The organism is Albimonas donghaensis, from assembly GCF_900106695.1.
Classification (GTDB): Bacteria; Pseudomonadota; Alphaproteobacteria; order Rhodobacterales; family Rhodobacteraceae; genus Albimonas; species Albimonas donghaensis.
Genome location: NZ_FNMZ01000002.1, coordinates 1 through 24,671, shown reverse-complemented (window position 1 = coordinate 24,671; position 24,671 = coordinate 1). Strand labels below are relative to the sequence as shown.

21 protein-coding genes and 1 pseudogene are annotated in these 24,671 nt (G+C 73.6%); 14 read left to right on the top strand and 8 right to left on the bottom strand.

Translation table 11 applies throughout. From position 1 onward, the window contains the following. Positions 1–288: 288 nt before the first annotated feature. The 4 genes and pseudogenes from pgl to BLV24_RS06150 all read left to right on the top strand — a co-directional run. Positions 289–1,281: pseudogene (gene pgl / locus BLV24_RS22395) on the top strand (6-phosphogluconolactonase); the annotation flags it as partial. Positions 1,282–1,350: 69 nt separating this feature from the next. Then, positions 1,351–2,973, top strand: a complete 1,623-nt coding sequence (pgi, locus tag BLV24_RS06160; protein WP_245710476.1) for a glucose-6-phosphate isomerase — start codon at positions 1,351–1,353, stop codon at positions 2,971–2,973. 331 nt (positions 2,974–3,304) lie between these two features. Further along, entirely contained in the window at positions 3,305–4,303 is a 999-nt protein-coding gene (locus tag BLV24_RS06155) for an NADPH:quinone oxidoreductase family protein (RefSeq protein ID WP_092680309.1), read from the top strand. Positions 4,304–4,642: 339 nt separating this feature from the next. Then, the gene (locus BLV24_RS06150; RefSeq protein ID WP_092680308.1) at positions 4,643–5,899 is read left to right on the top strand and encodes a multidrug effflux MFS transporter; all 1,257 of its coding nucleotides are present in this window, start codon (positions 4,643–4,645) and stop codon (positions 5,897–5,899) included. On the opposite strand, the gene BLV24_RS06145 is transcribed toward BLV24_RS06150, so the two are convergent. Both BLV24_RS06145 and BLV24_RS06140 read right to left on the bottom strand, forming a co-directional pair. Beyond that, positions 5,896–7,026, bottom strand: coding sequence for a lysophospholipid acyltransferase family protein (locus tag BLV24_RS06145; protein ID WP_092680307.1), 1,131 nt, complete (start codon positions 7,024–7,026; stop codon positions 5,896–5,898). The genes BLV24_RS06150 and BLV24_RS06145 overlap by 4 nt on opposite strands. Beyond that, positions 7,023–8,444, bottom strand: a complete 1,422-nt coding sequence (locus tag BLV24_RS06140; protein WP_092680306.1) for a cytochrome P450 — start codon at positions 8,442–8,444, stop codon at positions 7,023–7,025. Before BLV24_RS06140 ends, BLV24_RS06145 begins: the two co-directional genes overlap by 4 nt. Before the next feature lie 215 nt (positions 8,445–8,659). Here BLV24_RS06140 and BLV24_RS06135 point away from each other — a divergent pair, with 215 nt between their 5' ends. Both BLV24_RS06135 and BLV24_RS06130 read left to right on the top strand, forming a co-directional pair. Continuing rightward, positions 8,660–9,085: a Rap1a/Tai family immunity protein gene (locus BLV24_RS06135; protein WP_092680305.1), complete on the top strand. Its 426-nt coding sequence runs from the start codon at positions 8,660–8,662 to the stop codon at positions 9,083–9,085. An 11-nt stretch (positions 9,086–9,096) separates the two neighbouring features. Next, complete coding sequence (locus BLV24_RS06130; protein WP_218133360.1) at positions 9,097–9,381, top strand: YMGG-like glycine zipper-containing protein; 285 nt, start codon at positions 9,097–9,099, stop codon at positions 9,379–9,381. A 52-nt stretch (positions 9,382–9,433) separates the two neighbouring features. Here BLV24_RS06130 and BLV24_RS06125 read toward each other — a convergent pair whose 3' ends face one another. Together BLV24_RS06125 and BLV24_RS06120 are read right to left on the bottom strand one after the other, a co-directional pair. Next, the gene (locus tag BLV24_RS06125) at positions 9,434–10,408 is read right to left on the bottom strand and encodes a PfkB family carbohydrate kinase (protein WP_092680304.1); all 975 of its coding nucleotides are present in this window, start codon (positions 10,406–10,408) and stop codon (positions 9,434–9,436) included. 60 nt (positions 10,409–10,468) lie between these two features. Then, positions 10,469–11,185: a phosphoribosyltransferase gene (locus BLV24_RS06120; protein WP_245710435.1), complete on the bottom strand. Its 717-nt coding sequence runs from the start codon at positions 11,183–11,185 to the stop codon at positions 10,469–10,471. 48 nt (positions 11,186–11,233) lie between these two features. Here BLV24_RS06120 and BLV24_RS06115 point away from each other — a divergent pair, with 48 nt between their 5' ends. Continuing rightward, entirely contained in the window at positions 11,234–12,400 is a 1,167-nt protein-coding gene (locus tag BLV24_RS06115) for an amidohydrolase (RefSeq protein ID WP_092680303.1), read from the top strand. A 223-nt stretch (positions 12,401–12,623) separates the two neighbouring features. Here BLV24_RS06115 and BLV24_RS06110 read toward each other — a convergent pair whose 3' ends face one another. Beyond that, on the bottom strand, positions 12,624–13,073 hold the full coding sequence (locus BLV24_RS06110) for a hypothetical protein (RefSeq protein WP_092680302.1): 450 nt from the start codon (positions 13,071–13,073) through the stop codon (positions 12,624–12,626). A gap of 224 nt (positions 13,074–13,297) precedes the next feature. After that, positions 13,298–13,993: a hypothetical protein gene (locus tag BLV24_RS06105; protein WP_092680301.1), complete on the bottom strand. Its 696-nt coding sequence runs from the start codon at positions 13,991–13,993 to the stop codon at positions 13,298–13,300. A gap of 206 nt (positions 13,994–14,199) precedes the next feature. On the opposite strand from BLV24_RS06105, the gene BLV24_RS06100 reads away from it, so the two are divergent. From BLV24_RS06100 to BLV24_RS22975, 5 genes are all read left to right on the top strand, one after another. Beyond that, positions 14,200–15,099, top strand: coding sequence for an AAA family ATPase (locus BLV24_RS06100; protein WP_092680300.1), 900 nt, complete (start codon positions 14,200–14,202; stop codon positions 15,097–15,099). Between the two features lie 10 nt (positions 15,100–15,109). After that, positions 15,110–15,526, top strand: coding sequence for a VOC family protein (locus BLV24_RS06095; protein ID WP_245710434.1), 417 nt, complete (start codon positions 15,110–15,112; stop codon positions 15,524–15,526). Beyond that, entirely contained in the window at positions 15,526–16,779 is a 1,254-nt protein-coding gene (locus BLV24_RS06090) for a vWA domain-containing protein (RefSeq protein WP_092680299.1), read from the top strand. The genes BLV24_RS06095 and BLV24_RS06090 overlap by 1 nt, the downstream gene beginning before the upstream one ends. A 271-nt stretch (positions 16,780–17,050) precedes the next feature. Further along, the gene (locus tag BLV24_RS06085) at positions 17,051–18,112 is read left to right on the top strand and encodes an XdhC family protein (RefSeq protein ID WP_092680298.1); all 1,062 of its coding nucleotides are present in this window, start codon (positions 17,051–17,053) and stop codon (positions 18,110–18,112) included. Beyond that, on the top strand, positions 18,109–19,749 hold the full coding sequence (locus tag BLV24_RS22975) for an NTP transferase domain-containing protein (protein ID WP_092680297.1): 1,641 nt from the start codon (positions 18,109–18,111) through the stop codon (positions 19,747–19,749). Before BLV24_RS06085 ends, BLV24_RS22975 begins: the two co-directional genes overlap by 4 nt. 33 nt (positions 19,750–19,782) lie before the next feature. On the opposite strand, the gene BLV24_RS21480 is transcribed toward BLV24_RS22975, so the two are convergent. Beyond that, entirely contained in the window at positions 19,783–20,523 is a 741-nt protein-coding gene (locus BLV24_RS21480; protein WP_143040233.1) for a hypothetical protein, read from the bottom strand. Between the two features lie 615 nt (positions 20,524–21,138). Next, a complete protein-coding gene (locus tag BLV24_RS06070) occupies positions 21,139–22,437 on the bottom strand; it encodes an O-acetylhomoserine aminocarboxypropyltransferase/cysteine synthase family protein (protein ID WP_092680295.1) in 1,299 nt (432 codons plus the stop codon). 188 nt (positions 22,438–22,625) lie between these two features. On the opposite strand from BLV24_RS06070, the gene BLV24_RS06065 reads away from it, so the two are divergent. Continuing rightward, entirely contained in the window at positions 22,626–23,204 is a 579-nt protein-coding gene (locus BLV24_RS06065; protein ID WP_092680294.1) for a hypothetical protein, read from the top strand. 110 nt (positions 23,205–23,314) lie between these two features. After that, positions 23,315–24,196, top strand: a complete 882-nt coding sequence (locus BLV24_RS06060) for a beta-keto acid cleavage family enzyme (protein WP_092680293.1) — start codon at positions 23,315–23,317, stop codon at positions 24,194–24,196. Positions 24,197–24,671: the final 475 nt, after the last annotated feature.

Here is a 24,671-nt window from a genome sequence, read left to right as displayed (position 1 = left end):
CCGGGGCGCGGGAATGGCGGCGCATAGGCGGGCGGAATCCGGCGCGCCGGGGGCGCTCGGCGAGGGCGCCCGGGGGCGCGCTCGGGGGGGCGGCCCGATGGACGCGCCGACGCGAAGGCGCGCCGGCGCGCGGATCGCCGCGCATGTCGTTGGGCATGTCGCCGGGGGGGGGGCGGCGCGGCGGGAAGGCGGCCCGGCCCGGCGGGGACGCGGCGCCGGCGCCACGGCGGCGAGGCGCCACGGCCCCGGCGCCCGGCTGCGGCGGACCTGCTGTTGACGCGCCGCGGCATGGGGCCGAAGGTGCCGCCCGTGACCGTCTCCGACGCAGGATGCGGCCCGGGGGAAACCACGGAAGGGGAACCCGCCCATGCACGTCCGGATCGCCGCCGGTTCCGGGCGCGCCCAGCGCGCGCCGCGACGACCGCGACCGTCCCCACCGCGAATTTCCCGCGCCCGGCCTGCTCCGGCCGAGCCTCCGGCCCGTGCGTCCGGGGGGGGGCGCCCGATCCGCATGCCGTTCCGCGCCTCCCGGCCCCGGTCCCGGCCCCGGCGCTGCTTCGGGCTCGGGTTTGGGTTGGGGGCGCGGGCATGAGCGACGTGGCGGTCCCCCCGGCGCCCACGCCGCTTTACGAGCTGCGCCGCTACGATGACGCCGACGCGCTGGCCGACGCCGCCGCGGCGCGCATCGCCGAGCTGTTGCAGGGCGCGCTTTCGGCCCGCGGCCGCGCCGTCGCCGCGCTGTCGGGCGGGGCCACGCCGCAGCGCGCCTACGCGAAACTGTCGCGGGCGAAGATCGACTGGCCGCGGGTCTCGGTCACGCTGGTCGACGACCTCTGGGCCCCGGCCTCGGACCCGCGGTCCAACAAGAACCTGCTCGACCTCACCCTGTTCTACGACGGCGGCGCCAGCGGCGCCCGCTTCGCGCCGCTCTATACCGGAGGCGCGTCGGTCGAGGCCGGATGCGCCGCGGCGGAAGCCGCGCTGCGCCCGCTCGCCCGTCCCTTCGACCTGGTGGTGCTGGGCATGGGGCCGGACGGGCATGTGGCCTCGTTCTTCCCCGGCGGCGACCGCCTGTCCGAGGCGCTGGACCCCGACGGGCGCGCCCTGCTGACCCCCATGCGCGCGCCGGGCCTGCCCGGAACCCGCATCTCGCTGACCCTCGCCGCGATCCTTCAGGCGCGGCGCATCCTGCTGCTCTTCTCCGGACGGACCAAGGCGCGCACCTTCCAGCGCGCGCTCGGCCCCGGCCCGGTCGAGGACATGCCCATCCGCGCCATCCTCCGCCAGCGCCGCGCGCCGGTGGAGGTGCTGTGCGCCGACATCGACGGAGCCGACGTGACCCCCCAGCCCATAGCCGCCGCCTGGAAAGCCGTGGAGACCGCGCGCGACCGTCTCGCGGGTCGCCGCATCGTCGACCTGTTCGACACCGATCCCGAGCGGTTCGAGCGCCTGTCCGCGCGGGCCGAGGACATGCTGCTCGACCTGTCCAAGACCGGGCTGGACGCGGGGGCGCTGGAGGCGCTGCTCAACCTCGCCCGCGCCGCCGGGGTCGAGACCCTGCGCGACGCCATGTTCGAAGGCCGGCCGATCAACGCCACCGAGGGCCGCCCCGTCCTGCACGCCGCCCTGCGCGCCCGCCCCGGCGACGTCTTCGCGGCGGAGGGCGTCGACGTGATGCCCGAGGTGCTGGAGACCCGCGCCCGCGCCCTGGACTTCGCCGAGGCCGTGCGGTCGGGCGCCTATGCCGCGGCCGACGGGGGGCGGTTCACCGACGTGGTGAATATCGGGATCGGAGGCTCGGACCTGGGGCCGGTGATGGCGGTGCGCGCGCTGGCGCCGGTGCATGACGGGCCGCGCTGCCACTTCATCTCCAATGTCGACGGGGCCCATGCGCAGGACGTGCTCCGGACGCTCGACCCCGCGCGGACCCTGGTGCTGATCGCGTCCAAGACCTTCACCACCATCGAGACGATGACCAACGCCGACACCGCCATGCGCTGGATGAAGGCCGGCGTGGGCGAGGCGGCGGGGGGGCATTTCGCCGCCATCTCCACCGCGCTGGACAAGGTGGAGGCCTTCGGGATCGACCCGGCCCGGGCCTTCGGCTTCTGGGACTGGGTGGGGGGGCGCTATTCCGTCTGGTCCTCGATCGGGCTGAGCCTGATGATCGCCATCGGCCGCGCGGATTTCGAGGCGTTCCTCGACGGCGGCCGGGCCATGGACGCGCATTTCCGCACCGCGCCGCTGGACAAGAACCTGCCGGTGCTGCTGGCCGCGGCCGGGGTCTGGCACCGCAACGCGCTGGGCCTCGGCTCGCGCGCCGTGATCCCCTACGACCAGCGGCTGGAGCGGCTGCCCGCCTATCTCCAGCAGCTCGACATGGAATCGAACGGCAAGACCGCGCGCCTGCGCGACGGCCTGCCGGGCGAAACCGGGCCGGTGGTCTGGGGCGAGCCCGGGACCAACGGCCAGCACGCCTTCTTCCAGCTTCTGCACCAGGGCACGACGGTGATCCCGGTGGAGTTCCTGGTGGCGGCGACCGGGTGGGAGCCGGAGCTGGCCCATCACCACAGCCTGCTGCTGGCCAACTGCTTCGCCCAGTCCGAGGCGCTGATGGCCGGGCGGTCCGAGCAGGAGGCCCATGACATGATGATCGCCGAGGGCATGGAGGCGGCGGAGGCCCGGCGGCTGGCGCCGCACCGGGCCTTTTCGGGCGACCGGCCTTCGACCATGCTGATCTACCGCAAGCTCGATCCCTACACCCTGGGCCGGCTGGTGGCGCTCTATGAGCATCGGGTGTTCTCGGAGGGCGTGATCTGGGGGGTGAACGCCTACGACCAGTGGGGGGTGGAGCTGGGCAAGACGCTGGCCAAGGCGCTGGAGCCGATGGTGACCGGCGAGGCCTCCGCGGCGGAGAAGGACGGCTCCACCATCGGGCTGATCGGCTGGATGAAGGCGCTGCAGAGCGGGTGAGGCGCGGACGGCCCGCCCCGCGGCGTGCCGCGGGCCGCGCGTCGAACCGGGCGCCCACGGCCCGGTCCCGCCCGCGCGGCGGGGCGGGCGGGGGCGCCGGACGCAAGGTCGCGGGCGGACTCGTCGCAAGACATCGGCGCGCGCCGGGCCTTGTGATGCGGCGCGCGCCGGACCAATCTGGCCGCGCAACAATTGCAAACATGCGTCGCGCGCGGAAAGCCGCGCGGGCGCGGAGGCCCGGAGGCGCGTGGGGAAGGATCCCCGCGGTCCGGACCGCGGGCGCGCCCGCGATCCGCACGCCGGAGCCCTGACTGGGAGGAGACCCCGAAACATGAAAGCCCTGCTGAGCCGGAGCCCGGGCGGCCCCGAGACCCTGGAACTCGCCGACGTTCCCGAGCCCACCCCCGGCCCCGGCCAGATCCGCATCGCGGTCAAGGCGGTCGGCGTGAACTATCCCGACGTGCTGATCATCGAGGACAAGTACCAGTTCAAGCCCGAGCGCCCCTTCGCGCCGGGCGCCGAGATCTCGGGCGTCGTCGATGCGGTGGGCGAGGGCGTGACCGGCTTCGCGCCGGGCCAGCGCGCCATCGCCATGTCCGGCTGGGGCGGCATGGTCGGCAAGATCTGCGTCGACGCCGACCGCTGCGCGCCGATGCCCGACACCATGCCCTTCGACGAGGCCTCGGCCTTCCTGATGACCTACGGCACCTCGCATCACGCGCTGGTCCACCGGGCCGAGCTTAAGCCGGGCGAGACCCTGCTGGTGCTGGGCGCCGCCGGGGGCGTGGGGCTGGCCGCCGTCGAGATCGGCAAGGCCATGGGCGCGCGCGTCGTCGCCGCGGCGTCGTCGGACGAGAAGCTGGCCGTGGCCAAGGCCCATGGCGCCGACGTGCTGGTGAACTACGGGCAGGCCCCGACCGACCGGGCGTCCTCCAAGGCGCTGGCCGAGAAGTTCAAGGCGGCGCTGGGCGAGAGCGGCGCCGACGCCATCTACGATCCCGTCGGCGGCGCCTATTGCGAACCGGCCCTGCGCTCCATCGCCTGGAAGGGCCGCTACCTGGTGGTGGGCTTCCCGTCGGGCATCCCCAACCCGCCGCTGAACCTGACGCTGCTCAAGGGCTGCGACATCCGCGGCGTGTTCTGGGGCGCCTTCACCCGCAAGGAGCCGGAAGCCTACCAGGCCGAGCTGGACGAGCTGTTCAAGTGGCATGCCGAGGGCAAGCTGAAGCCGGAGATCTCGGCCCGCTTCCCGCTGGAGAAGGCGGGCGAGGCCATCGCGCTTCTGGCCAGCCGCGGCGCCACCGGCAAGGTGGTGGTCGAGGTCGACTGACCCGCGCGCCCGGTCCGGCCCCTTCGCGGGCCGGGCCGGGCGACGCCGCCGCCCCGCGACCCGACATGGATCGGGACGCGGGGACCGGGACGCGGGGACCGGGACGCGGAAACCGGGACGCATGGACCGGGAGGCGGGGACCGGAACGCGGGGGCGGGCGATCGGGACAGGCCGAAGGCGGGGAACATCCCGGCGCGCGGAAGCTCCGCGGCGCCGCGTTTCGTGCGTGACCTGACGCGCTGACCCGACGGCGGGTCTGGCCTCGGCTGATAGGAATGCTATGTTGACCTTAACATTTTGCAGTTACGCGTCGGCATCGTCCAAAGCGCAGGCAGGCTCATGACCCCTCAGGATACCGCTTCCCCCGCGCCGGGCGCCCCGCGCAAGGGCCCGGGCTTTCGCGAATTCGTCGGCCTGATGGCCAGTCTCATGGCGATGACCGCGCTGAGCATCGACGTGATGCTGCCGGCGCTGCCGATGATCATCGACGAATACGGCGTCGCGGACGTCAACCAGCAGCAGCTGGTGGTGACGCTCTACGTGCTCGGCTTCGGCGCCGGGCAGCTGTTCTACGGCCCGCTCTCGGACCGGTTCGGGCGCAAGACGGTGCTGGGCTTCGGGCTGATGCTCTACGCCGCCGCGTCCTTCTGGTGCATGATGGCGACCAGTTTCGAGGGCCTTCTGGCCGCGCGCTTCCTTCAGGGCGTGGCCAACGCCGCGCCGCGGGTCATCGCGGTGGCGGTGGTCCGCGACACCTATGGCGGGCGGCGCATGGCCGAGGTCATGTCCTTCGTGATGATCGTCTTCATCATCGTGCCGGCCATCGCGCCGGCCATCGGCTCGGGCATTCTGCTGCTGGGCGACTGGCACGCGATCTTCGGCTTCCTGGGGCTGGTCTCGGTGGCGATCCTGGCCTGGACCACCCTGCGCCTGGCCGAGACCCGCCCCCGCGAAATGCGCGAGCCGCTGTCGGTGCGCTGGCTCGCCGCCGCCTTCCGCCAGACCCTGACCACGCGCCAGACCCTCGGCTACACGCTGGCGGTGGGCTCGGTCTTCGGCGGGATGATGAGCTACATCAACTCCGCCCAGCAGATCTATGTGGAGACCTACGACGCCGGCGCCAGCTTCCCGCTGCTGTTCGGCGTCGTGGCCGGGGCGCTGGCGGTGTCGGCGGTGATCAACTCCCGTCTGGTGATGCGGCTGGGCATGCGGCGCATGGGCCATTCGGCGCTGGTCGGCTTCGTCGCCGTGGCCGTGGTCCACCTGGCGCTGGAGGCGTTGGCCGGGCCCCTGCCGATCGGGCTTTTCGTGGCGCTGATGATGGCGCAGCTGTTCTGCTTCGGCTTCATCATGCCCAATCTCAACGCCCTGGCGATGGAGCCGATGGGCCGCATCGCCGGCACCGCCTCGTCCTTCGTGGGGGCGGTGACCACGGGGCTCGCGGCCTTCCTGGGCTGGATCGTGGGGCAGGCCTTCGACGGCACGGCGCTGCCGCTGTGCATCGGTTTCGCGGCCTACGGGACGCTGGGCCTGATCGCCGCCTTCGTGACCGAGCGCGGCAAGCTGTTCCGGGCGGTGGAGACGGGGGCCTCCTAGGTCTCCGCCGTCTGCTCCCCGCGCTGGGGGGGCGCGGCGGGGCCGCCCTTGCCGGCGCCCCTGCCGGCGCCCTTTCCCCGCTTCCGCTTGCCGGGCGCTCCGGGCAGGTGGTTGTCCAGAAAGTACCACTGGTCGAGATTGGCCTTGATCACCGGCTCGATCACCGAGTTGAGCAGGGCCACGTCCTCGATGAGCCGGTCGCCGCGCACGGTCTCCGGCGGCAGGTCGAAATTCGGCAGGATGCGGAAGTCGAACCGGAAGCCGTCGTCGCGCCGCCGCAGATACCACGGACAGATCCGCGCGTTGGTGGCCCGGGCCAGCCGCGCCACCACGGCGAAGTTGCCCTCCAGGTGAAGGGGGCGGTCGAAGAACGGACCGCGGATCTCGTTGCGGAAGGCCTCGTCGCAGAAGAACACCACGCCCTGGCCCTGCCGCAGCAGCCGCAGGGCCTCGCGCGCGCCCTGGCGGCCGGGGGGAACCAGTCCCATGCGGGCCTTCGTGCGCACCCGTTCCGCGATCCAGGCGCGGGCGCGCCGGGGCGGCGGCACGTTGACCGTGAACGCCTTGCGGTAAGGGGCGACGGCGACCGACCCGACCTCCCAGTTGCCGATATGCATGCCGAGCATGATGACCGGCCGTCCCTCCGCCGCGGCCATCGCTTCGGCGAGCCCGTGGATCAGCAGCCGGTCCGGACCTTCCGAGAGGCCGTTGATATGCGAGAACTCGGTCAGCACCCGGCCCTGCGCGTCGATGTTCCGGCGCACGATCTCCTCGCGCGCGGCATCGTCCAGATCGGGGCGAATCCGGCGCAGGTTGGCGCGCATGATCCGAACCTTGCGGGGGTTGCGCCGCATCGCCCGCCGCGACAGCCACGCGCCGAGATCCGAGGCGGCGTCCATCGGCAGCAGCTTCAGCCCGAAATGCACGGCGAGGTCGCCGGCATCGTCCAGGCTGTCCCACAGCCACCATTTCCAGAACCGCTTGCGCCGCGCGCCGCCGGCGAACAGGTCCGGGATCCCCGGCGCCTCCGCCCGGATATAGGTCCAGGCCTTGCGTTTCGCGGGACGTTTCGCGGGGCGCCTGCCGGGTTCGGCGGCGGGCGAGGGCGCGGCGGGACGTTCGGTCATCGCTTGTGCAGGGTCACGGGCATCCCCCCCTTCGGCCGCACGGTCAGCCGGCAGACCGGCTCCACCCGCCGGTCCTCGGCCACGCGGACGCGGAAGCGCTGGGCCAGGGTCGCCAGGCACAGCACCGATTCATTCAGCCCGAACTGCAAGCCGGGGCACAGCCGCGGCCCCGCCGCGAAGGGGATGTAGGTGTAGGGCGCCGGCCGGGCGTCGCCCATGAAGCGGCGGGGCCGGAACAGGTGCGGGTCCTTGTGCAGCGACGGGCTGCGATGCAGCAGCCATGGCACGATCAGCACCAGCGCGCCTTTCTCCACCTCCACCTCGCCGATGCGGTCGGCCGCCTTGGCCTGGCGGGCGAGGATGGGGACGGGGGGGTAGAGCCGCAGCGTCTCCTCGATCACCGCGCGGCACAGCTCCAGCTTCGGCACGTCGGCGAGCGCGGGGGGCCGGTCGCCGCAGACCTCGGCGATCTCGGCATGGACGCGGGCCTCGATCCAGGGGGCGCGGGACAGCAGATACCAGGCCCAGGTGAGGGTGGAGGCCGTGGTCTCGTGCCCCGCCATGAAGATCGTCGCCGCCTCGTTGCGCAGGGCCACCACGTCGAGCCCGAGCTCGGGGTTGCGCTGCTGGCGGCGGATCAGCAGGTCGACCATCGAGCGGTCGTCGCCCTCGCCGGCCAGATGATCCTCGATCACCCGGTCGATGACCGAATGCACCCGCTTCACCGCCCGGCGCAGGGCGGGGGTGCGGAACACCGGCAGCCCCTCGTCGAAGCCGAGGAAATAGCCGACGTTGATCTGGTCGACCATGGATTGATAGGCGGTGAAGCCCTCGGTGACCTCGTTGGCCTGGTCCTGGCCCAGATCGTTGCCGAACACGGCGCGGGAGATGATCTCGGCGGTCAGCGCGGCCATTTCCGACAGCGCGTTGACCTCCGCGCCTTCGCCCAGCGCGTCCCAGCGGGCGGCGGTCTCCTGCGCGGTGCGGGACATGACGTCGCCGAAGGCGGGCACGCGGTTCTTGTGAACGATGTCGGAGACCAGCGGCCGCCGGCTGCGCCAGGTCTCGCCGTCCGAGATGAACAGGCCGTCGCCGATCAGGTGCTCCAGCGCCCGGCGCATCTGGGGGCTCTTGCGTTCGTAATTGTCGTGGCGCTTGGCGACCACGTGGCGGATGGCGTCGGGGTCGTTGACCAGCACCATCTGACGGCCGAACAGGCGCATCTCGTCGACCTTGGCGGCGTAGTCGCTCTCCCGCCAGATCGACAGGAAGTCGGCCCGCGCCTGACCGATCAGCCGCACGGCGCCGGCGAGACCGGGCCGGGGCTGGTAATAGGCGGCGTGGGGCGGCTCCAGCAGGCGGCGGCGGAGGTCGCGGCTCTCCACGAATTCGGTCTTGCTCGGGCGCCGGGCCAGCATCGCGGATGGTCCTTGTTCAGCGCCGGGGCGGAGACCCTCCCGGTCTCTCTGCACGGTCCCGGCATCGCGGCGCGACTATAGGGGCGGAGACCGGTGCGGCGCCAGTGGGGGCGGGCCGGACCGGGGAGGGGCGCGGGACAAAAAAGGAGTCACGTCCCCCCAAGGGCCGGGTCTATCCTGCGGGAACCGGGACAACCGGATCGAGGGAGGTTGAGATGACCATGACCATGAGGCGCCTGCGCCGCGGGATCGCCGCCGCCGCGGGCGGGGCGATGACGGCGGCGGCGATGCTGGCCGCGCCGGGCGCAGGCCCGGCCGCCGCCCAGACGCTGGAGGCGTCGGACGGCGACCTGCTGACCGCCGCCGATCTCGTCGATGTCTGCGGCGCCAAGGGGGGAGAGGAGCTGGCGATCAAGGCCCGCATCCTCTGCTACGGCTATCTGAGCGGCGCCATGCAGTTCCACCGGGCCCTGACCGGATCGGGTGAATACACGCCCGTCGCCTGTCCCGCCGTTCCCGCAACCCGGCGCGAGGCCGCCGCCGCGCTGCTGCACTGGGCCGAGGCGCGGACCGACCTGGAGGCCATGACGCCGATCGAGGCGCTGATGCGCGCCGCCAAGGCCGAATGGCCGTGCGAGTGAGGGGAAGCGTGATGAGCATGTTCCACAAGCATGGCGCCGGGCGCCGCTCCCACAAACGCGGCGCCGGGCGCCGCATGGCGATGGCGGCGGCGTTGGCCGCGGGCTTCGGCGCGGCGGGGTGCGAGAATATCGACGAGACCTCCGCCACCCGCACCGGCCAGGGCGCCGCGGTGGGCGCGGCCACCGGCGCGGTGATCGGCGTGGTGACCGGCGATTTCGGCGACGCCCTGATCACCGGCGCGGCCATCGGCGCCGCCGGCGGCTTCCTGACCGACCAGGTGAAGAAGGCGCAATAAGCGCCGCGCTCGCCCCCCCGCCCTGCCTTCGGGGCGGGCGGGGGGGCGCGCTTCAGGGCCGGGCCAGCCGCGCCTCGACCTCGGCCCGGCTCGCCAGCGCGCTCGTCGCGCCATGGCGGGTGACCGAGATCCCGGCCGCCGCGCAGGCGAAACGGGCGGCCTCGGCCGGGGACGCGCCCTCCGCCAGCCCCACCGCGAAGCCGGCGGCGAAGGCGTCGCCGGCCCCGGTCGTGTCCACCGCCGGGCCCTGGGACAGGGCGGGGACGTGGATCTCCGACCCGTCCGGCCCGCAGACCAGCGCCCCCTGCGCGCCCAGCGTCACCACCACGCCGCCCGCCCCGCGCGCCCGCAGGACCCGCGCGGCCTCCGCCGCCTCCGCAATGCTGCCGGCGGCGGGTAGACCTGCGAGGGTCGCGGCCTCGGTCTGGTTCGGCGTCATCCAGTCGCACAGCGCCAGCAGGTCGTCGGGCAGGGGCGCGGCCGGCGCCGGGGCGGGGTTGAGGATCGCCGTCGCGCCCGCCTCCCGCGCCAGTTCCAGCCCGCGCCGCGCCGCCTCCAGCGGTTGTTCCAGCTGGGTGAGGAACGCCCCCGCCCCCGCGAAGGCGCCGTCGCGGGCCGCGTGCTCCACCGCCCTCGCGTCCAGTTCCATCGCCGCGCCGGGATGCACGGCGATGGCGTTCTCGCCCGAGCCGGTCTGCACGAACACCACCGCCGCCCCGGTCGGCGCGGTGTCGGAGACCGAGGCGAAGGGGATCACCTCGGCCTCCGCCCAGGTCGCGCGGGCCATCTCCGCCCCCGCATCGCGCCCGATCCGGGTGATCAGCCGCGCCTCCCCCCCCAGCCGCGCCGCCCCGACCGCCTGGTTGGAGCCTTTTCCGCCCGGGTGCAGCGCAAAGCCCTCGGCCAGCAAGGTCTCTCCGGGACGGGGCAGGCGGGGGGCGCGGCAGACCGCGTCCATGGCGAAGATGCCGAGCACGGTCACCACGCCCTTGCGAACAGGACGGTCGGGCGGGGGGGAAGCGGTCATGTCAGGGATCTCCCTCGGGGGTCGCCGGGGTTGGCCGGGGTTCGGGCCCCGGTTCGGGTCTCAGGCCTCGCGCCAGCCCTCGCCGTCGCGGGCCAGCAGGGGCGAGCGGAAGGCGCCGACGACGGCCTCCGGCGGGCCGGCGAAGGCCTCCGCCAGGCCCGGGCGCCAGCGCTCGGTCTGCAGCATGGCGCAGCCGACCGCCACCGGGGTCACGCCGATGCGCGCCAGCAGCCCCAGCCCCGCCGAGATCGAGGTCCCCGAGGAGATCACGTCGTCGACCAGCGCCACCCGCGCCCCCTCGACCAGCGGCAGCAGCCTCGGATCGAGGTAGAGCCGCCTGGTCGCGTCCGGCGAGGTGATGGAGCTGAGCGGGACCGACAGCCCCTCGTCGTACCAGAACTTGCGCGAGGTTCCGAAGGGCGCGTAGCGGGCATGGCCCAGCCGTTCCGCCACGGCGCGGGCCAGCGGCAGGCCCAGCGTCGGCAGGCCGGCCACGATGTCGGGGCGGAACGGGGCGAGACGCTCGGCCAGCGCGTCGGCCAGCGCCGCCTCCACCGCGAAACTCGCCTGGTTGAGGATCAGCGAGGCGATGGCGTTCCCGGTCCCCGCCAGCGGCCGGATCGGCAGATGCAGCACCCGCCCGTCGGGCAGGCGGGCGGGAAAGCGGTCGGTCCAGGGGGCGGGGGCGGCGGCCTCGGCGGGCTCGACCGCCTGCCAGAAATCCTGCGGGCGCATCGGGGCGGGCCGGGCCTCGGGCGCGGGGGGATGTTCGGTCACGCTGGGGCCTCCTTCTCAAGCGCCGGGCAGGGGTTTAGCATCGCGCGCATGAGCCAGCCACTCCCCCCCGCCGATCTCGATCTCGTGGCCCTGCGCCGCGACCTGCACGCCCATCCCGAACTGGGGTTCGAGGAGCATCGCACCGCCGCCATCGTCGCCGCCCGCCTGCGCGCCCTGGGCCTGGAGGTGACGGAGGGCATCGCCGGCACCGGCGTCGTGGGCGCCCTGCGCACGCCGGGCGGAAACCGCGCGGTGGGGCTGCGCGCCGACATGGACGCGCTGGCCATGCCCGAGGCGGTGGGGCCGCAGACGCGGCCCTGGGCCTCCACCGTTCCCGGCAAGATGCATGCCTGCGGGCATGACGGTCACACGGTGATGCTGCTCGGCGCCGCCGAGGCCCTGGCCGCCGATCCGCCGCCGGGCGTGGTGCATTTCATCTTCCAGCCCGCCGAGGAAGGCCGCGGCGGCGCGAAACGCATGGTGGAGGAGGGCCTGTTCGAGCGCTTTCCCTGCGACATGGTTTTCGGGCTGCACAACATGCCGGGGATGGCCCCCGGCGAAATGGCGGTGGTCGAGGGGCCGCAGCTCGCCTCTTCCGATTCCTGGCTGTGCACCTTCCGGGGGGTGGGCACGCATGGGGCGAAGCCGCATCTGGGGCGCGATCCGATCACCGCCATGGGGGCGTTCCTGTCGGCGCTTCAGACCATTCCGGGGCGGGTGGTGGACCCGTTGCAGCCCTCGGTGGTCTCGGCCTGTTCGGTGCGGGCGGGGGACCCGGCGGCGCTGAACGTGATCCCGGATGTGGTGGAGATCGGCGGCACGGCCCGCGCCTACGCGCCGGAGGTCCGCGACCAGCTGGAGGCCGAGATCGGCCGGCTCGCCCATGGCATCGCCCAGACCTTCGGGATCGAGGCCGAGTATCGTTTCATCCGCCGCATCCCGCCGGTGGTCAACGCCCCCGACGCGACCGCGGCGGCGCTGGAGGCGGCCCGCGGCGTCTGCGCGGACGGGGTGCGCACGGTGTTTCCGCCCTCCACCGCCGGGGACGATTTCGCCTTCTTCGCGGGGGAGGCGCCGGGCTGCTATGTGTGGCTCGGCAACGGTCCGGCGCGGGACGGGGCGCTGCACCACAACACCGCCTATGATTTCTGCGACGAGGCCATTCCCACCGGCATCGCCTTCTGGACCGCGGCGGCGCGGCGGGCGCTGGCATAGGGCGGCGCCCCCGGCCCCGACATCAGCGGGCCCCGACATCAACAATCCCCGACATCGACAGGCCCGACATCAACGCGCCCCGGACATCAAAAGGCCCGGCCGATCCCCCGGCCGGGCCTTTCCGCGTCTTCAGACGCTCCGCCGCTTCGGACGGGGCCGCGCCGGCTTCGGGCGCGGGGCCCGGCCTCATCATCCTTCGGGGACGCGGGCCGGGGGCCGCCCTTCAGGGCAGCATGTCGTGATAGACCCGGCTGATGCGCTGGTCCGGGCCCACGGCCACGAGGTTCTCGCCCACCGCGAGCCAGGTGGCGTCCTGAGGCAGCCGGGCCGCCAGCTTCGGGTCCACCGGCTGCGCGTCGGCGCGCGCCGGCAGCGGCTGGCCGGTCACCAGCAGCGCCTCGATATCCGCCGGGGCGGAGCGGCCCGAGGACATGTCGGCGCCCTCGCCATACAGCTCCTGGACGATGCGCGAGATCTGGCGCTCCTCCTCGAAGGCGCTGTCGGGGAAATCGATGGTCACCCGGTCGCGCACCTTCTCGTCGGTCACGGTGACCTGAGGGGTCGCGGACCCGGTGGTCTGGGCGCCGGCCGCGAGGGGCGCCAGCGCGGGGCCGGCGACGAGCGCCGCGACGGCGACGAGCCGCAGGGCGCGGGAACCTTCATTGCGCAACATGCTTCGATCCTCAGTGGTTTCACGTCCCGGGTTTTCATGTCCTGGCGACATGGATCGTCACGGACGTCATCGCCCGCGGGGCGATGAAGCGGGGACATCGTGCGTCCGGCGACGCGGAACAAGGGCCCCGCGGGCATTCGGACGCGGAAGGGGCCCCGCGACGTGGCGGAACCCCCTCCGTTCAGGCGTCGATCCGGTCAGGCCGGACCCGTCGAGCGTCCGCCTCAGGCCGAGCCGACGAGGTTCCGGCGCATCTCGTCGATCCAGCTGGACTGGTCGCCGAGCTTCTCGGCCCGCTCTTCCTTCATCTGCTCGGCGGTGCGCTCACGCACTTCGTCGGCGTCGAGGGAATATTTGGGCTTCTCCACGTCGCTGGCGGGCGACGGGGCGGGCGCCGCCTGGGCGTCCTGGTTCATCCGCTCCTGCGTCCGGGCGCGGACCTCGTCGGCATCGAGGCTCTCAAGCTGCGAGCCCGAGGCCATGGCGTCCGAGCCGGCGCCGTTCGCCGCACCCGCATTCGCGGCCGTGGACGGCGCGGTGATCGTGGAGCCCGTGCCTTCGCGGGGCGTGGCGACCTCAGAGGGGTCGCCGACCTTGGCGCCAACGACCGGGTCCGCGTCCATGTCGGGCGTCGCGGCGTTGCCGGCGGTCTTCGGCGCGGTGATCGTGGAGCCCGTGCCCTCGCGCGGCGTGGCGACCTCGCTGGGGTCGCCGACCTTGGCGTCGGCCACCTCGGGCACGTTGATGTCGGGCGTCGCGACATCGCCGGCGGTCCGGGGCGCGGTCACGGTGGCGCCGGCGCCTTCGCGCGGCGTGGCGACTTCGCCGGACGAGACCTGGGCGGTGGCCACCGAGGCCACGAGCAGGGCGGCGGCGGAGGTGGCGGCGGCGATGGGCAGGTTGATGCGAGTCGTTTTCACTGTTCGCTCTCCTTGCCCCGGGAGGGTGTCAGTCAAGTGCACGATCGAACCCGGGGTTCCGACCATGTGGCGCCAGGGTGGGGGTTGCCTTTCACCCTGCGCCCGTCTTCAACAGGGGACCTAGGGGGCGGGGCCCGGGCGTAAACGCTTGTCGCCGGAACTCCCCGAAATCGTCACAATCGGCCCGTTTTGCGGCAGAGGGTTCCATGATCGACAAAATCGACGACGTGCAGGAGATGCTGGGCTCCGTGGGCTATGTCTGCGGACGGGATCTCGGCGCCGTCGCCTTCCTGGCGCTCAAGCTCGGCCGGCCGCTGTTCCTCGAAGGCGAGGCCGGCGTGGGCAAGACCGAGATCGCCAAGGCCATCGCCACGGCGCTGGGGCGCAAGCTGATCCGCCTGCAATGCTATGAGGGGCTGGACGCGTCCTCGGCGGTCTATGAGTGGAACTTCGCCGCGCAGATGGTCGCCATCCGCACCGCCGAGGCCGTGGGGACCGAGGACCGCCGCGCGCTGACCACCGAGCTGTTCTCCGAAGACTTCCTGATCGAGCGCCCGCTGCTGCAGGCCATGCGCGCCCAGCCCGGCGGCGCGCCGGTGCTGCTGATCGACGAGATCGACCGCACCGACGAGCCCTTCGAGGCCTTCCTGCTGGAGGCGCTGTCCGACTTCCAGGTCACCATCCCCGAGATCGGACCGATCAAGGCGCCCGAGCCGCCGATCGTGATCCTGACCTCCAACCGCACGCGCGAGGTGCATGACGCGCTCAAGCGCCGCTGCCTCTATCACTGGGTCGACTACCCGAATTTCGAGCGCGAGATGGAGATCATCCGCGCCCGCGCGCCCGAGGCGAACGAGACCCTGAGCCGGGAGGTGGTGGCCTTCGTGCAGCAGCTCCGCTCCGAGGACCTGTTCAAGAAGCCGGGCGTGGCCGAGGCCATCGACTGGGCCAAGTGCCTGGTGGCGCTGGACGCCATCGCGCTGAGCCCGCAGGTGATCGCCGACACGCTGGGCGCGATCCTCAAGTATCAGGACGACATCCAGAAGCTGCAGGGCTCGGAGGTCCAGCGCGTGCTCGACCAGGCCCGCGCGGCGATGCCGACGTAAGGGGGACGCGATGAGCCTGGAGGAGATCTTCGGCGACGAGGCCCCGGGCCCGCTGGTCCGCGCCATCGACCATGTGGTGCTGACCGTGCGCGACATCGACGAGGCCTGCGAATTCTACGCCCGCGTGCTGGGACTGGAGGTCGTGACCTTCGCCGGCGGGCGGCGCGCGTTGCAGGTGGGCGCCCAGAAGATCAACCTCCAGACCATCGGGATGGAGCCGCGCAACCACGCCTGCATCGGCTCCGGCGATCTGTGCCTGATCACCGACGCGACCCCCACGGAGGTCGTCGCCCGCCTGCATGAGCAGCGCGTGGCGGTGGTCGAGGGGCCGGTGGAGAAGACCGGGGCGCGCGGGACCATCACCTCGGTCTATTTCAACGACCCGTGGGGGAACCTGATCGAGGTCAGCTCCTACGGGGCCGCCTGATGGTCTCCCTCGCCGATCTGCCGATCCCGGAGGACGGCAAGCTGGCCGACAACGTCGCCCATTTCGCCCGCGCCCTGCGCAAGGCCGGGCTGCCGGTGGGGCCGGGGCGGGTGGTGGACGCGATCCGGGCGGTGGAGGCGGCGGGGTTCTCGGATCGCCGGGACTTCTACTGGACCCTGCACGCCTGTTTCGTGTCGCGGCCCGAGCATCGGCAGATCTTCGCCCAGACCTTCCGGCTGTTCTGGCGGGATCCGCAGTTTCTCGAAAAGATGATGGCGATGATGTCGCCGATGGTCCGCGGGGTGGAGACGCCGCCGCCCCCGCAATCGGCCGAGCGTCGGGCCGCGGAGGCGCTGCTGGACGGGGCCGAGACCCCCAGGCCCCAGGCCGAGGAGGAGGAGCCGCCGGAGATCGAGATCGACGCGACCCTGACCTTCTCGGCCGACGAGAAGCTCAAGCAGCAGGATTTCGAGCAGATGACGGCGGCGGAGGCGGCGGCGGCCCGGCGCGCCATCTCCCGGCTGAGCCTGCCGGTGCAGCCCATCGCCTCGCGTCGGACGCGGGCGTCCTCGACCGGCTCGCGCCCCGACTGGCGGGCGACCCTGCGCACCGCGATGCGGCAGGGCGGCGACATCCGCGAATTCAAGACGCGGTCGCCGCTGGTGCGCTGGCCGAACCTGGTGGCGCTGTGCGACATCTCCGGTTCGATGAGCTCCTATTCCCGGATGCTGCTGCATTTCCTGCACGCGGCGGCGAACGAGAAGGGCGCGGGCTGGGCGAAGGTCCACGCCTTCACCTTCGGCACAAGGCTGACCAACGTCACCCGCCACCTGATGCAGCGCGACGCGGATGCGGCGCTGGCCGCTTGCGGGCGCGAGGCGATGGACTGGGAAGGCGGCACCCGGATCGGGGAGAGCCTGCGGGTGTTCAACCGCGACTGGTCCCGCCGCGTGCTGGGGCAGGGGGCGGTGGTGGTGCTGATCACCGACGGGCTGGACCGCGACGACCCCGCCAAGCTGGCGGCGGAGGCGGAGCGGCTGCGCCTGTCCTGCCGCAAGCTGATCTGGCTGAACCCGCTGCTGCGCTGGGACGGCTTCGCGCCGCGGGCCGGCGGGGTGAAGGCCTTGCTGCCGCATGTGGACAGCTTCCGCGCCTCGCATTCGGTGGCCAGCCTCCAGGCGCTGGCCGATGCGCTGGCCCGCCCCGAGGATCAGGGCGAGAAGGCCCGCCTGATGCGGCTGATCGAGGACTGACCGGCCCGGCCCGGCGCGCGCCCTGACCCGTGCGCCCTGACCCGTGCGCCCTGAACGACGCCTGTCCCGCACCGCCTGAAGGGGGCGTTCGCCCCCGGAGGCATGGGCTTGCCCGCGTCAGCGGGCGCCGGATGGTCGCCGCGGCATGAGCCCCTCGCCCCCCGGCGCCGCAAGCGCCCGCCTCCGCGCATTCTCCCAAAGCGCCACTGGCGCGGCGCCCCCTCGCGGTCTTATGTATCGGGAACCCGCACCCGCCCGAGGGAGGCCCCCCATGTCCGTCGCAGATCACGACCGCATCCCCGAAATCGCGCTCGACTGGATCGCCGCAGGCAAGCGCGCCGCGCTGGCGACCGTCGTGCAGACCTGGGGCTCGGCCCCGCGTCCCACCGGCAGCCAGCTGGTGATCTCGGGGACGGGCGAGATCATGGGCTCCGTCTCCGGCGGCTGCGTCGAGGGCGCCGTGATCGTCGAGGCGCTGGACGCGCTGGAGGACGGCGAATGCCGGATCCTCGAATACGGCGTCTCCGATGACGAGGCCTTCGCCGTCGGCCTCGCCTGCGGGGGGACCATCCGCATCATGGTGGAGCCGATCGACGTGGGGAAGGGGCCGACCTCGGCCCTGCTGACGGAGCTGACCGACGCCCGCGCATCGCGGGAGGCCGTGGTCTACGCCGTCGACACCGCGCGCTGGGAGCGCCGGCTGATCCGGGCCGGGGGCGGCGACCCGCTGGCCGGGACCGTCGCCAGGCGCCTCGCCAACGACAAGTCGGGGTTCGAGACGACGGAGGCCGGGGAGATCTTCCTCGGCGTCCACAACCCGCCGCTGCGCATGATCGTCGTGGGCGCGGTGCATATCGCCCAGGCGCTGATGCCCATGGCCCGGCTCGCGGGCTATGACGCGGCGCTGGTGGACCCGCGCGACGCCTTCGGCTCCGCCGCCCGTTTTCCGGGAGAGACGATCCTCAACGACTGGCCGGACGAGGCGCTGGACGCGCTGGGGCTCGACGCCCGCACCGCGGTGGTCACGCTGACCCATGACCCCAAGCTCGACGATCCGGCCATCCGCCGGGCGCTGAAATCGGACGTGTTCTACCTCGGTTGCCTCGGCTCCACCCGCACCCATGCCAAGCGCGTGGCGCGGCTGGAGGAGGCCGGCTTCGCCGCGGACGAGATCGCGCGCATCCACGCGCCGCTGGGGGCCGATATCGGCTCCGCCACCCCGGCGGAGATCGCGCTCTCGGCGCTCGCCCAGATCACCGAGCGTCTGCGTCGGCCCGAGACGCGCCCCGGCGCGGCCGCGGCCGACCCCTCGCGTCAGGACGCCGCCGCATGAGGTTCGGGCCCCTTCCTCTCTCCGAGGCCGAAGGGGCCATTCTCGCCCATTCCCTGACCGCGAACGGGCGCCGGCTGAAGAAGGGCCTGCGGCTGGGCGCCGACGACATCGCCGCCCTGCGCGACGCGGGCATGGCGGAGGTCACGGCGGCCCGGCTGGATGCGGGCGACATGGGCGAGGACGAGGCCGCGGCGCTGCTGGGCGCGGCGCTCGCCCCCGAACCGCTGGCGCTGGGGGCGAGCCTTTCGGCGCCCTTCACCGGGCGGGTCAACGTGCTGGCGCTCTCCACCGGGCTGCTGCGGGTGGACCGCGCCCTGATCGACGCGGCCAACGGGGTGGACGAGGCGATCACGCTCGCCACGCTGCCGGACCACGCCCGCCTGCACCCGCGCCAGATGGCGGCGACGGTGAAGATCATTCCCTATGCCGTGTCCCGCGCCGCGGTGGAGGACGCCGCGGCGATCCTGCGCGGGGGCGAGGCGCTGCGCTGCCACCCGGTGCGCCTGCGCCGCGCCAGCCTGGTGCTGACCACGGTGCCGGGGCTCAAGCCCAGCCTGCTCGACAAGGGGTCGGAGGCGCTGCGGGCCCGGCTGGCGGGCCTGGGCGTGAGCGTGGCCGACGAGACCCGCTGCGCCCATGACCGGGACGCCATCGCCGACGCCCTGCGCGCGGCCACCGGCGACCTGGTGCTGATCCTCGGCGGCTCGGCGCCTTCGGACCCGCGGGACGCGGCGCCGGCGGCGGTGGTCGCGGCGGGGGGGCGGATGATCCGTTTCGGGATGCCGGTGGACCCGGGGAACCTGACCTTCCTCGCCGATCTGGGCGGGCGGAAGGTGCTGGGGCTGCCGGGCTCGGCGCGCTCGCCCGCCCTGTCGGGCTCGGACTGGATCCTGGAGCGGCTGGCCTGCGGGCTGGAGGTGACCGCGGCCGAGATCGCGGGCATGGGGGTCGGCGGGCTGCTGAAGGAAATCCCCTCGCGCCCGCAGCCGCGGTCCGGCGGGGCCGGGGCGGCGGAACGCCCGGTGGTCGCGGCGCTGCTGCTGGCGGCGGGCGCGTCGTCGCGCATGGGGGGGGCGGACAAGCTGATGGAGGAGGTCGGCGGCGAACCGATCCTGCGCCGCGCCGCCCGCGCCCTGATCGCGAGCGAGGTCTCGGAGGTGATCGCGGTGCTGCGCCCCGGCGATGACGCCCGGCGCAGGGCGCTGGAGGGGCTGGCCCTGCGCATCGTGGAGAACGCGCAGGCGGCGGAGGGGATGGCGGCCTCGATCCGCGCGGGGCTGGCGGCGACGCGGCCCGACGCGGACGCGGCGCTGCTGGCGCTGGCCGACATGCCGGAAGTCGAGGCGGCGCATGTGAACGCGGTGATCGCGGGGTTCGACCCGGCGCGGGGGCGGGCCATCGCGCGGGCCGCGGACGCGCAGGGGCGGCCGGGGCATCCGGTGCTGTTCGGGCGGCGGTTCTTCGAGAGCCTGTCGCGGCTGACCGGCGATGACGGCGCCCGCGACGTGCTGCGCGCCAACGCCGAATTCGTGGCGCTGGTCCCGACGCCGGGGCGGGCCGCGCGGCTCGATCTCGACACGCCGGAGGCCTGGGCCGCCTGGCGTGAGGAGGGGCGCGAGGAAGGGCGCGAGGACTGAGGCGCCCCCGGCCGCGCCCGCCGACCCTCCGGGTCAGGGCAGCTTGAGCGTCGCCGTGGTCCCGTCCGACAGCACCCGCACCCCGTCCGGCGAAATCGAGGTCACCTTCCACCCCGCCGCCTCGTCCCCGACGCCGGCCCGCTTCACCTTGCCGTCGGGCAGGAGCAGCAGGGCCCGCGGCGCGGCGGCGGAGCCGAAGACGCCCAGCAGGGTCAGATGACCGGCCACCAGCCGCCCGCGCTCGGCCCCGCCGGCATGGCGGGGGTCGGAGCCGGGGCGCACCGCGCCGGCGCCGGGCGCGCTGGCCTGGATCGGCGGGGCGGGACGCACGGCGGACGTCGCCGGGGCCGCCTTGGGCCGGGCCGGAATGACCGAGGGCCGCGCCCGCGGCAGGCTGGGATGCGCGGCGGCCGGAAGGGCGGCCAGCGTGGTCGGCGCGGCGGGCTGGATCTCGGGGGGCGGCGACGGCGCGGGAACCGGGTCGGCCGGGGGCGCGGATGTCGCCGGGGGCGTTGGCGCGGCGGTCGGCGTGCCGCGCCGGGGATTGGGCGGCGGCAGGTGCAGGCCGCGCGCCGGCGGCGGGAAACCCGCGGGCGCGCGCGCCGCGGCGGCCGGGGCGGCCTGCGTCGCGGGCGGCGTGACGGGTGCAGGGGCGGGCGTCGGCGTCAGCAGGCTCGAGACGATCGAGGCCCCGGCCGCCTCGCCGCCGGGCGCGGGTTCGAATGGCGCGTCGGGCGGGCCGAGCGCGGCCAGCGCCGCCGAGGCCGCCGCCATCGCATCCGCCGTGGCGGGGCCCGGTCGGGCCGCCTCATCGCGCAGCGGATTGGGCTCCGGCGCGTGGAGGCCGGGGGCGAGGGGCGGGAAGGCGGTCGCCGCGGATTCGGACGCTGCGGTGGTTTCGGGCGCGGCCGCGGGTGGCGTCCCGGGCGTCGCGGCGGGCGTAGCGGCGGGCGCGGGGGCGGGGGCGGAAGCCGCGGAAGGCGCGTCGGGGGCTGCGGCGGGCGTCGCCGCCTCGCGCCGAGGATTGGGCGGGGGCGCGTGGACGCCCGCGGCCAGGGACGGAAAGCCGAAGGGTTCGGAGGACGCGGGGTCCGCGCCCGCCGCCGGCGGCGCCCCGTCAGGCGCCGCCGGCGTGGAGGTCAGGGACGGCGTGGGCGCAGGATCGGGGGCGGGCGCGGGAACGGGGTCGACGGCGCGCAGCGGGTTGGCGGGCGGCAGGGGCGCGCGCGTCGCCCCCGCCGCGGACCAGGCGAGGCAGGACGCCATCCCGACCACGGCGAGACCCGCCGCGATCCGGAGACCTCCCCGCCGAACGCCCGTCCGCCGAACGCCCGTCCGCCCCGCCATGACCCGCCCCGCGCTCGCCGGCCCCGGTCCCGGTCCCATGGCTCAGGCCGTGGCCTTGGCCAGCGCCTGGTCGAGATCGGCGATCAGGTCGTCCGCGTCCTCGATCCCGATCGACAGCCGCACCACGTCCGGCCCGGCCCCCGCCGCCACCTGCTGCTCGGGCGTCAGCTGGCGATGGGTGGTCGAAGCCGAGTGGATGATCAGGCTGCGGGTGTCGCCCAGATTGGCCACATGGGAGAAGATCTCGACCCCGTCGACCATCTTCACGCAGGCGTCGTAGCCGCCCTTCAGCGCCACGGTGAACAGCGCCCCGGCCCCATTCGGATAGACCTTCCGCGCCCGGCGATAATAGGGCGAGGACTTGAGGCCGGCATAGGACACGCTCGCCACCCGCGGGTCGTTCTCCAGCCATTCGGCCAGCTTCTTCGCGTTGGCGACGTGCTTCTCCATGCGCAGGGACAGCGTCTCGATCCCCAGCAGGGTCAGGAAGGCGTTCATCGGCGACTGGGTCATGCCCAGATCCCGCAGCCCGATGGCGATGCCGTTGAAGGTGAAGGCCAGCGGGCCGAAGGTCTCGTGGAACTTCAGGCCGTGATAGGCGGGCTCCGGCTCGCTCAGCGAGGGGAACTTGTCCGAGGCCGACCAGTCGAAGGTCCCCGAGTCCACGATCACGCCGCCCATGGCCTGGCCCGAGCCGGACAGGTACTTGGTCGTCGAATGCACCACCAGCGTGGCGCCCATCTCGATCGGCTTGCACAGGTAGGGGGTGGCCGAGGTGTTGTCGACGATCAGCGGCACGCCCTTGCGCTCGGCCACCGCGGCGATCTTGGGAATGTCGGTGACATAGCCGCCGGGGTTGCAGATCGACTCGCAGAAGATCGCCTTGGTGCGCTTGCCGCAGGCCTTGGCGACCTCGCCCGGCTTGTCGGCGTCGACGAATTTCGCCTTCCACCCGAAGCGCTTGATGGTCTGGGAGAACTGGGTGACCGTGCCGCCGTAAAGCCGGTTGCACACCACGATGTCGTCGCCCGGGCTCATCAGCGGGAACAGCGCCATGAGCTGCGCCGCGTGGCCCGATCCGGTGCAGATGGCGCCGACGCCGCCCTCCAGCGTCGCGATCCGCTCCTGCAGCACCGCCACGGTGGGGTTGGTCAGGCGCGAGTAGATGAAGCCGACTTCCTGCAGGTTGAACAGGGCGGCGGCGTGCTCGGCGTCGCGGAACACGTAGCCGGTGTTCTGGTAGATCGGCGTCTGCCGGGCGCCGGTGGCCGGATCCGGGCGCGCGCCGGCATGAATCTGCAGCGTGTCGAAGCCGTAGGGCCGCGGGGCGTCGTCGGACATTTGGTGTTTCCTCCCTCGGGAACGCGTCGTCGGACGGCGAGCCTAGCCCAAGGCGGACGGACGTGCAGCAGCCTGCGCGCGCGCTTCGCGACAAAAATTCCACAGATGCCAAAAGCCGGCGTCGGCGCGCTCGGGCATAACCGTCGCCATGACCGCTGGTGAATGAGATCCAAGCATTGAGAGAACAAATGCGCAAGAAAATGATCGCCCGCGCCGCCGGGGCGGCCCTGGCGCTGGGCCTGGCGCCCTTCGCCGCCCAGGCCGTGATCGTCGAGGACACCGCCGCCGACGGATCGACCGGCGACGCCGGCTCGACCTTCGCGACCGCCATGGAGGCCGGCGGAACCGAGGTGACCGGCATCTCCGGCTTCCTGGGCGAGGGCGGCAACGACCTGTTCCGCTTCGAGTTCCTGGTTCCGGTAACGTTCGAGGTGTCGAATATCACGCCCGACATCACCTTCGACTACAGCTATGACGGCTTCGACATCGGGTTCGGGCCGGAAAGCGCGCCGGTTGAATACTGTTTCGACTGCTACTCCATGGACAGCGGCCCGGGCAGCATCGCGATCGGTCCGGTCACGGTCGGTCCCGGAATCTACTATCTCGGCCTGGCCGATTCCGACGAATACGGCGGCCTGCCGCTCGAGTCCTACGCGATGACCGTGACCATCACCGAGCTTGCGGCCGACGTGCCTCTGCCCGGCGCGCTGGCGCTGCTGGGCGGCGGGCTGGCGATGCTGGGCGCGGTCCGGCGTCGGCGGGGCTGAGCCGGGGGGAGGCGCGCGACGCCTCCCCCCCGATCCCGGCGCTGGACGCGGGGCGGATCTCCGGGCGTTATGGTCGCCAACCATAAACGCGACGACGGGAGGAGACCGCCATGCAGGACGTCTGGCTGGAAGTGGCGCTGAACGGATCGGGCGGGCGCGAGGCGCAGCCGCTGGCCCCGGTGACCGTGGAGGCGGTGATCGACGAGGCCATGGCCTGTCTGGGCGAGGGCGCCTCGATCCTGCATTACCACGCCTATGACGCGGCCGGACGGCACGCGGAGCGCAATCTCGATTTTCACAGGGCGGTGCTGGAGGGCGTGCGCGCGCGGACCGAGGCGGTGATCTACCCGACCACCGCCATGCGCCGCCTCGGCCAGCCCCCGATGCCGGTCGAGGAGCGCTACCGGATCGAGCGGACGCTGGCGGCGGAGGGGCTGCTGGACGTGTTCGTGCTCGACCCCGGCTCGTGCAATTTCGCGCGCGAGGGGACGGCGGGGCAGGGCTTCGTCTATCTCAATCCGCCCGAGGAGACGGCCTCCGGCTTCGCGCTGGCGCGGGAGACCGGACTGATCCCGGCCATGGCGATCTACGAGCTGGGCTTCGCGCGCGCGGCGCAGGCGATGGCGGCGGAGGCCGGGGTGGCGGCGGGGCACGCGCTGCATCGGGTGATGTTCTCGGACCGCTACCTGTGGGGCGCGCCGCCGAGCGCGGCGGGGCTGGCCGCGGTCGGTCAGGCGATGGCGCTGATCGGGGTCCGGCGCTGGATGCTGGCGGGGATCGACTTCGACGTCTTCGCGGTGATGCGGGCGGGGCTGGAACTGGGCGCGGATGTGCGCGTGGGGCTGGAGGACGCGCCCCGCGGGTCGGAGATGGGCAATGCCGCGCAAGTGGCGCGGGCGCGGGCGGAAATCGCGGCTTCGGGCCGGGGCCTCGCCTCGCCGGAGGCCGTGCGCCGCAACCTCGCCGCTCGCCGCGCCGCGCCGGGGGGGTGAGCGGGGGCCGGGCGGGCTTGCCTGCGAAACGCGTCGGGGCGAAAGGGCCGCCCCCCACGGCGCGTTTCGTCCAAGCCGTCGCCCCGAAGCCGATCCGCGCCCGGCGCGGCGGGTTTCGCCGCCTGGCCCAGGCGGCGCGGCATGGCCTGCCGCCCCGGGCCGCCGCGCCTGCGGTTCCGCTGGCGCTCGGCGTCGCCTGATCCGCGGCCGGCCCTCCGCCCTCGCGGCCGGGGCTCGCGCTTGCGCGTGACCGCATGCGCGGCGGTCCGAGGCCGGTCCGGGCATGGCGACCGCGGAGGTTCCGCGTCGGGATCCCGGCGGTCTGGACCCGCGTGGCCCGGGGCGAGCGGCGCCCTGGCTCTGCGCGCAGCGGATGCGTCCTAGAGCGGAACCCGACCTGATTGAATCGCAGGGGATTCGCCTCGGGGTCTCGGTCTGATTCAAGGTGTCTGCCGGGGACGGAGGCCGGCGGATA

Bases quoted from the DNA above. Each gene is read 5' to 3' on its own strand.
- BLV24_RS06155 (WP_092680309.1), top strand. From the start codon at position 3,305: ATGAAAGCCCTGCTGAGCCGGAGCCCGGGCGGCCCCGAGACCCTGGAA.
- BLV24_RS06150 (WP_092680308.1), top strand. From the start codon at position 4,643: ATGACCCCTCAGGATACCGCTTCCCCCGCGCCGGGCGCCCCGCGCAAG.
- BLV24_RS06145 (WP_092680307.1), bottom strand. From the start codon at position 7,026: ATGACCGAACGTCCCGCCGCGCCCTCGCCCGCCGCCGAACCCGGCAGG.
- BLV24_RS06140 (WP_092680306.1), bottom strand. From the start codon at position 8,444: ATGCTGGCCCGGCGCCCGAGCAAGACCGAATTCGTGGAGAGCCGCGAC.
- BLV24_RS06135 (WP_092680305.1), top strand. From the start codon at position 8,660: ATGACCATGACCATGAGGCGCCTGCGCCGCGGGATCGCCGCCGCCGCG.
- BLV24_RS06130 (WP_218133360.1), top strand. From the start codon at position 9,097: ATGAGCATGTTCCACAAGCATGGCGCCGGGCGCCGCTCCCACAAACGC.
- BLV24_RS06125 (WP_092680304.1), bottom strand. From the start codon at position 10,408: ATGACCGCTTCCCCCCCGCCCGACCGTCCTGTTCGCAAGGGCGTGGTG.
- BLV24_RS06115 (WP_092680303.1), top strand. From the start codon at position 11,234: ATGAGCCAGCCACTCCCCCCCGCCGATCTCGATCTCGTGGCCCTGCGC.
- BLV24_RS06110 (WP_092680302.1), bottom strand. From the start codon at position 13,073: ATGTTGCGCAATGAAGGTTCCCGCGCCCTGCGGCTCGTCGCCGTCGCG.
- BLV24_RS06100 (WP_092680300.1), top strand. From the start codon at position 14,200: ATGATCGACAAAATCGACGACGTGCAGGAGATGCTGGGCTCCGTGGGC.
- BLV24_RS06095 (WP_245710434.1), top strand. From the start codon at position 15,110: ATGAGCCTGGAGGAGATCTTCGGCGACGAGGCCCCGGGCCCGCTGGTC.
- BLV24_RS06090 (WP_092680299.1), top strand. From the start codon at position 15,526: ATGGTCTCCCTCGCCGATCTGCCGATCCCGGAGGACGGCAAGCTGGCC.
- BLV24_RS06085 (WP_092680298.1), top strand. From the start codon at position 17,051: ATGTCCGTCGCAGATCACGACCGCATCCCCGAAATCGCGCTCGACTGG.
- BLV24_RS22975 (WP_092680297.1), top strand. From the start codon at position 18,109: ATGAGGTTCGGGCCCCTTCCTCTCTCCGAGGCCGAAGGGGCCATTCTC.
- BLV24_RS21480 (WP_143040233.1), bottom strand. From the start codon at position 20,523: ATGGCGGCGGCCTCGGCGGCGCTGGCCGCGCTCGGCCCGCCCGACGCG.
- BLV24_RS06070 (WP_092680295.1), bottom strand. From the start codon at position 22,437: ATGTCCGACGACGCCCCGCGGCCCTACGGCTTCGACACGCTGCAGATT.
- BLV24_RS06065 (WP_092680294.1), top strand. From the start codon at position 22,626: ATGCGCAAGAAAATGATCGCCCGCGCCGCCGGGGCGGCCCTGGCGCTG.
- BLV24_RS06060 (WP_092680293.1), top strand. From the start codon at position 23,315: ATGCAGGACGTCTGGCTGGAAGTGGCGCTGAACGGATCGGGCGGGCGC.